Annotated in this window: 4 protein-coding genes; 3 read left to right on the top strand and 1 reads right to left on the bottom strand. The window is 41.1% G+C overall.

Translation table 11 applies throughout. The annotated features are described in order from the left end of the window. The 3 genes from IKL48_00245 to IKL48_00235 all read left to right on the top strand — a co-directional run. Positions 1-1,490, top strand: a 1,490-nt coding sequence (locus IKL48_00245) for a radical SAM protein (GenBank protein MBR3603120.1), incomplete at its 5' end; no start/stop codon positions are given. Positions 1,491-1,500: 10 nt separating this feature from the next. Then, positions 1,501-2,136: a prolipoprotein diacylglyceryl transferase gene (locus IKL48_00240; protein MBR3603119.1), complete on the top strand. Its 636-nt coding sequence runs from the start codon at positions 1,501-1,503 to the stop codon at positions 2,134-2,136. Further along, complete coding sequence (locus tag IKL48_00235; protein MBR3603118.1) at positions 2,108-3,091, top strand: isoprenylcysteine carboxylmethyltransferase family protein; 984 nt, start codon at positions 2,108-2,110, stop codon at positions 3,089-3,091. The genes IKL48_00240 and IKL48_00235 overlap by 29 nt, the downstream gene beginning before the upstream one ends. A 217-nt stretch (positions 3,092-3,308) precedes the next feature. Here IKL48_00235 and IKL48_00230 read toward each other — a convergent pair whose 3' ends face one another. Then, entirely contained in the window at positions 3,309-4,064 is a 756-nt protein-coding gene (locus tag IKL48_00230; protein ID MBR3603117.1) for an ankyrin repeat domain-containing protein, read from the bottom strand. Positions 4,065-4,466: the final 402 nt, after the last annotated feature.

Here is a 4,466-nt window from a genome sequence, read left to right as displayed (position 1 = left end):
ATAAGACTATGAAACAAGAAACCCAAGCGCTGTGTCCTGTTTGTCTAAAAACAATTCCCGCTATTAAAGTACAACGGGGAAGTGAAGTCTGGTTGGAAAAAACATGCCCCGAGCATGGCTCTTTTTCGGTGCAGGTTGCTAAAGATGCTGAACGCTTTTTTGATAAAACGTATGATGTAGAAGGCAAACCGTTTCGCGCCGTTACTTCGTTTAACGGTGATTGCGGTCCCGATTGCGGTTGGTGCAACGCACATAAGCAACATATTTGTACCGGACTGATTGAAATTACAGAGGCATGTAATTTGGCTTGTCCCATATGCTACTTCGGGAAAAAATCTCCGCAACATATTTCTGTGGATGAATTTAAGGCGCGGTTAAAAACACTGCTTACCGTGGAACAAGGCCACTTGGATGTACTGCAAATCAGTGGTGGAGAGTGTTTGTTGCATCCGCGATTTAAAGATATTTTGCAAGAGGCATTGCAAGCGGATATTGGGCGTATTTTAATTAACACAAACGGGCTTAATTTGCTAACCGATAGGGGGCTGTTTAACTTTATCCAAAAGCACAAGGACCGTGTAGAAATTTATTTGCAATTTGACGGCTTTGATGATGAAGTCTATCAAACACTTCGTGGGCAGCAACTCGTCGCACAAAAACGGGAGATTTTGCTTCGGCTTTTCTCGGCCGACATTAAAGTTTGCCTAGCGGTTACCGTCTATCAAGGAAATTTAAAAGAAATCCCAGCTATTTTGAAACTGGCGGTGGATCTTAGAAATATTTCCGGCATTACGTTTCAGCGTCTAACTAAAGTGGGCAGTGCAGTAGGAACGGAAATTCCGTCCGTTATGCAAGAGGATATTTTGCTGGCGATTGCTAATAGTGGCTATATGAAATATAAGGATTTAATTCCGCTGCCGTGTTCGCACGAAAATTGTACTAGTTTGGGCTTTTTGTTTTGCCAAGGAGATAAAGTATATTCCTTGGGAGATTATATAGATTATTCAAAATGCAAGACCCAACTTTCCAACCGCATTGCGTTTGATAAAACGATTTTAGACTATATGCAAAAAAATGTCTGCAAATGTTTTGTGGGGAAAGTGCTAGGCGATAATTTTATGCTGGAAAAACTCCAAGAATTTGCCCAGGGGAACGGGTCGGTCCATAAAGATATGAAAATTGTGCGCATTATTGTAAAAAATTTTATGGACGCAGATACGTTCGATTGGCAACGTGCTCAAAAGTGTTGCACAGGTGTAAGCATTGGAAACGAAAGAGTGATTCCATTTTGTGTGTATAACACATTGAAAGGGAGTAAAGAGCATTTGTCCGGTGTTGTGCCCGCTACTCCGGCCTCTGCCCCGAAACCGGAAAAAAAGCCGCGATCTGTTTGGAAAATAGTGGGGACTGTGCTTTTGGTTATCCTAGGAATTATAATAGCTATTCCATTTTTATTGTTCAGGACTTGTCTTATTATGATTGTGCAATAAAGAGTAATATATGTTAGCCTATGCTATTTGTTCTGCTGTTGGTTTGATTGCCGGTGGGGTGGTGGCGTGGAAATTGCAAATGCCGCGGCCGCCGCAACGGGTGCGCCTACCCATTTATGTATGCGCATTTGTTGGAGCTATTTTAGGAGCCAAAATACCCATTTGGGTTTCTTATGGATGGCACGATTATCTCATACAGGGCAAAAGTGTAATGGGTGGTATATTGGGAGCTTTTTTAGCGATTAACTTATATAAAAAATGTAGCGGCAACGCGGGCGGTTTTGGCGGCCGGTTTGTAATTCCACTGGCTGTGGCGGTTGGTTTTGGAAAAATCGGATGCTACTTAAACGGTTGTTGCGGCGGAACACTTTTTATTCCTGTGCAACTAGTAGAAAGTATATTCCAGTTTAGTATGGCTATCGGTTTATATTTTTTCTACCGACGTACACAACGGCCGGATTTATTATTCCCCGTCTATCTGTTTGCTTATTTGCTTATGCGTTTTGTCATTGAATTTTGGCGGATAGAACCCCGCGTATGGGGTAATTTAACGGTGTACCAGTGGCTGGCAGTTGCTTTTATCCCGGTATGTATTTTAATTCTTTGGAGGCGTACACATGATAACATGGTTGTTGCGGGCAAGTGAACATGCGCATAACCCTGTTCTTTTCCTAGTTGGAATTATACTTATTTATGTAACGGGTGTCGCGCTTTTGGCAGCGGTTGTATGGAAATTTTATGAATACCGCCAAACTTCCCCAACGTTGGAAAAACAGCAGACTCATTTCTTTTCTACGCGCGAGATGTTGCTGCTAGTCCTTTTGCTTTTCCCATGTTGGATTGGCTCTTGGGGGCAAGTAGCCCTGCCGTTAATTCCCTATTATTTCTTCTTTGTGCTAGGCGGTATTGGGCTTTTGTTTGCAACCGGGTGGCATGTGTGGGCCAAACTAAATATCGGACGCCTATGGTCAGACGGAATAGAAATTAAACAAAATCATCCTTTGCGTACTACAGAAGCTTATGCGCTGGCCCGCCACCCGATGTATGCTTCACTTTTGCTTTGGTGTTGGTGCGCCAGTCTAATAATGGCCAATGCGCTTACGTTAGTACTAGTAAGCGGGCTGTTTTTGCCCTTGATGGTTCGTCGTGCTAAAGCGGAAGAACAATGGCTGTTGCAAAAAAATCCGGACTACGCGTTGTACCAAAATAATGTACGTATGATGAGCGTTACATTATCGGGCGGGTGGAGTGTGGCAGTACGATTAGTATTAGCACTAGCTTTATGTTATTTTACGGCGGCGCACCAGATGACGTTGGGTGTTTTAGGTGGATTGATATTCGTTCATTTATATTTGGGATATAGTCTCAAACCGGAAAAAACGGCGTTTTCGTACCGTTCCAAATCGGGCATGATGACAGTGTTTGGGCTATTGGGATTATATATACACCCGGCTTTCTTTTATTTTTTCTATGTAATCGTAGCCATGTGTTTATATGGGCTAAAATGGAACTGCCCGTGCATGTGGGTATATGAAAAGTACCATGGATGTCCTTGTTTTATGCTAATAAAAAAGTGTCGGCCTAACCTAGCGAGAAAGTAATAAGCAACAAAAAACTTAAGAACGTTCTTGTACAACTTCCTACTTACTCTTGTCAGCATAAAAAGAGAATATTCACAGAAAAGCCAGAAAACTCGCCAAAATTTGCATACTATCCGTGTTTTACAAAAAAATCCCCGTCGGGCGCGTTGCCTAACGGGGATATATGCTATAAACTCAAAACTAAAATACGGAGTGTGTAGTTTGGATAGCAAGGTGCTTATTCTTTAGCTCCGGCGGATTTTAACAGCTTTATAATTTCTGTATTGTCATTAAGTTCCGCATCATCCAAAGCAGTATCACCTTCGCTATCCTTTATGCTAACATCCGCCCCATTAGCCAAGAGTTCTTGTACAATTTGTGTATGACCGTTCATACTGGCAGACATTAATGCTGTTCTGCCGTATTCGTCTTGGATATTCGCATCTGCTCCTGAAGATAATAGCAATTGAACAACCTCGGTGTGTCCATTGACACTAGCATCACGTAAAGCCGTTTTTCCATTTTTGTCTTGTGCATTAATATTGACATTCGCATTGACTAAAGCCCGGACTAAATCTATATTTCCCTGTTCACTTGCAAACAAAAGTGCAGTAGAACCTTCATTATCATATACATTAACATTGGCCCCCGCAGCAAGTAACATTTTGGCTATTTCTGTATATCCTTTATGGCTAGCAAGCATGAGGGCACTATAACCATTTTCATCTTGTGTATCTGTTTTTGCACCATTAGCCAATAAGACAGATACAATTTCTTGCTGTCCAAGCCAAACCGCTATCATAAGAGCAGACATGTTTTCTTCTGACGTTGCATTAACGTTTGCTCCCGAAGACAACAACTCTTTCACTGCTATTGTTTCTCCGTTTACTATAGCTGATAATAATTTTTCATTTTTATCTTCCTTATTTCCTATACATCCGGTTTGAGAAAATAAGATCGCTAAGATGCTAGACAAACTCATTATTTTTTTCATATGGTACCTCTGTTTAAATTGGTACGCCTATTGTAGCATATTTTATTAAAATTTTTTGCAAAAAACGTTAATGCGCAACTTCCTACCTAGTGTTGTCAGCATAAAAACAAAAGATTCTTCACAATACCCCAAAACCCGCCAAAAGTCCCATGCTATACGTGGTTTACAAAAAAATCCCCGTCGGAGTTAAACTCTAACGGGGATATATGCTGAAAATCAAAAACTAAAATACGGGGGGTGTAGTTTTGCTAGCACTATGCTGATTTTTCAAACAGGCAATAAACAGGCGAGAAATACTATTTTCCCTGCTAAACAGGGAAAATACAGGAAAAAGTAAGGTATTTATTTTAAATTATAAAGGTTTTTCGTACCAACACCCAATACAAACCTACCCAATTCCCT

The sequence above is a fragment of the Elusimicrobiaceae bacterium genome (genome assembly GCA_017520185.1).
Classification (GTDB): domain Bacteria; phylum Elusimicrobiota; class Elusimicrobia; order Elusimicrobiales; family Elusimicrobiaceae; genus Avelusimicrobium.
The sequence above is the reverse complement of the archived record's forward strand: the minus strand, read 5'-3'. Positions and strand labels throughout refer to the sequence as shown.

Bases quoted from the DNA above. Each gene is read 5' to 3' on its own strand.
- IKL48_00240 (MBR3603119.1), top strand. From the start codon at position 1,501: ATGTTAGCCTATGCTATTTGTTCTGCTGTTGGTTTGATTGCCGGTGGG.
- IKL48_00235 (MBR3603118.1), top strand. From the start codon at position 2,108: ATGATAACATGGTTGTTGCGGGCAAGTGAACATGCGCATAACCCTGTT.
- IKL48_00230 (MBR3603117.1), bottom strand. From the start codon at position 4,064: ATGAAAAAAATAATGAGTTTGTCTAGCATCTTAGCGATCTTATTTTCT.